Origin of the sequence: Marinimicrobium agarilyticum DSM 16975, assembly GCF_000423345.1 — a bacterium.
GTDB classification, from domain to species: domain Bacteria; phylum Pseudomonadota; class Gammaproteobacteria; order Pseudomonadales; family Cellvibrionaceae; genus Marinimicrobium; species Marinimicrobium agarilyticum.
Map to the genome: position 1 here is coordinate 1 of NZ_AUHU01000016.1, position 2500 is coordinate 2500.

A 2500-nucleotide genomic window follows, 5' to 3' on the forward strand; every position below is an offset into this window, starting at 1 on the left:
ATGCCATAGTGTAGCAATTTTAAGGGGAAGTAAGAGATAAGGGGTGGGGACGGGGATTTTTCTGCGCACAAGAAAAACGCCCTGCAGAGCTAACTACAGGGCGTTTTAATTTAAGAGCTTGAGTCGAAGGCAGGATGCCGAAGACGACGCCCGAAGGGGCGCCCCGCAGGGGGTGGGCCACACGGATGTGGCCCATCACCATGACCGCAGGGCATCGGCAAGCGCCTCGAACTTGTGCGGGCCCCATAAAAAAATACCCCGAACCATTGCTGATTCGGGGTATTTCACTTTAAGAGCTTGACGATGACCTACTCTCACATGGGGAGACCCCACACTACCATCGGCGCTAAGTCGTTTCACTTCTGAGTTCGGAATGGGATCAGGTGGTTCCAACTCGCTATGATCGTCAAGCAAACTGGCTTGGGCTCGAAGGTTTTATCGCCATTCGGCGTACCTTGATCGACCCAAATAGGGGGTGAAACAGTAAGTTATACATTGCAACGATTGTCTACCTCACACAAACGTCCGGCTGTGCAGTCGTCTCTGTTATATGGTCAAGCCTCACGGGCAATTAGTACTGGTTAGCTCAACGCCTCGCGGCGCTTCCACACCCAGCCTATCAACCTGGTCGTCTTCCAGGGCCCTTAAGGGAGCTCGAAGCTCCAGGGAGATCTCATCTTGAAGGAGGCTTCCCGCTTAGATGCTTTCAGCGGTTATCCCGTCCGAACGTAGCTACCGGGCAATGCCATTGGCATGACAACCCGAACACCAGAGGTTCGTTCATTCCGGTCCTCTCGTACTAGGAACAACTCTTCTCAAATCTCCAACGCCCACGGCAGATAGGGACCGAACTGTCTCACGACGTTCTAAACCCAGCTCGCGTACCACTTTAAATGGCGAACAGCCATACCCTTGGGACCGGCTTCAGCCCCAGGATGTGATGAGCCGACATCGAGGTGCCAAACACCGCCGTCGATGTGAACTCTTGGGCGGTATCAGCCTGTTATCCCCGGAGTACCTTTTATCCGTTGAGCGATGGCCCTTCCATACAGAACCACCGGATCACTATGACCTACTTTCGTACCTGCTCGACGTGTCTGTCTCGCAGTTAAGCTGGCTTGTGCCATTACACTAACCTCCTGATTTCCGACCAGGATTAGCCAACCTTCGTGCTCCTCCGTTACGCTTTGGGAGGAGACCGCCCCAGTCAAACTACCCACCATACACTGTCCGCGATCCCGATAAGGGACCGGCGTTAGAACCCCAAACATACCAGGGTGGTATTTCAAGGGTGGCTCCACGCTAACTGGCGTTAGCGCTTCAAAGCCTCCCACCTATCCTACACAAATAGGCTCAGAGTTCAGTGTAAAGCTATAGTAAAGGTTCACGGGGTCTTTCCGTCTAGCCGCGGGTACACTGCATCTTAACAGCGATTTCAATTTCACTGAGTCTCGGGTGGAGACAGCGTGGCCATCGTTACGCCATTCGTGCAGGTCGGAACTTACCCGACAAGGAATTTCGCTACCTTAGGACCGTTATAGTTACGGCCGCCGTTTACCGGGGCTTCAATCAAGAGCTTCGCCGAAGCTAACCCCATCATTTAACCTTCCGGCACCGGGCAGGCGTCATACCCTATACTTCCACTTACGTGTTCGCAGAGTACTATGTTTTTAATAAACAGTCGCAGCCACCTGGTCACTTCGGCTGCCAACAGCTTACGGGGCAAGCCCTTCACCGTCGGCAGCGTACCTTCTCCCGAAGTTACGGTACCATTTTGCCTAGTTCCTTCACCCGAGTTCTCTCAAGCGCCTTGGTATTCTCTACCTGACCACCTGTGTCGGTTTCGAGTACGGTTTCTCTTTACCTGAAGCTTAGAAGCTTTTCTTGGAAGCATGGCATCAACCACTTCGCGCCCTAAAAAGGGTGCTCGTCGTCAGTTCTCGGCCTTAAGATCCCGGATTTACCTAAGATCTCAGCCTACAACCTTAAACGCGGACAACCAACGCCGCGCTGGCCTAGCCTTCTCCGTCCCTCCATCGCAGTAAAGAGAAGTACAGGAATGTTAACCTGTTTCCCATCGATTACGCCTTTCGGCCTCACCTTAGGGGCCGACTAACCCTGTCCCGATTAGCGTTGGACAGGAACCCTTGGTCTTCCGGCGTGGGAGTTTTTCACTCCCATTATCGTTACTCATGTCAGCATTCGCACTTCTGATACCTCCAGCAAGCCTCTCGACTCACCTTCGCAGGCGTACAGAACGCTCCCCTACCATGCAACAAGTTGCATCCGCAGCTTCGGTTACCAGTTTGAGCCCCGTTACATCTTCCGCGCAGGCCGACTCGACTAGTGAGCTATTACGCTTTCTTTAAAGGATGGCTGCTTCTAAGCCAACCTCCTAGCTGTCTGTGCCTTCCCACATCGTTTCCCACTTAACTGGTATTAGGGACCTTAGCTGGCGGTCTGGGTTGTTGCCCTCTTGACAACGGACGTTAGCACCCGC

The 2500-nt window shown here is 53.3% G+C and carries 2 rRNA genes (1 of these 2 cut by a window edge); both read right to left on the reverse strand.

The features are described from left to right. Positions 1-295 precede the first annotated feature (295 nt). Positions 296-411, reverse strand: a 5S ribosomal RNA gene (rrf, locus tag G547_RS0114620). A gap of 139 nt (positions 412-550) precedes the next feature. Next, positions 551-2500: ribosomal RNA gene (locus G547_RS0114625) — 23S ribosomal RNA — on the reverse strand; it runs 938 nt beyond the window's last position.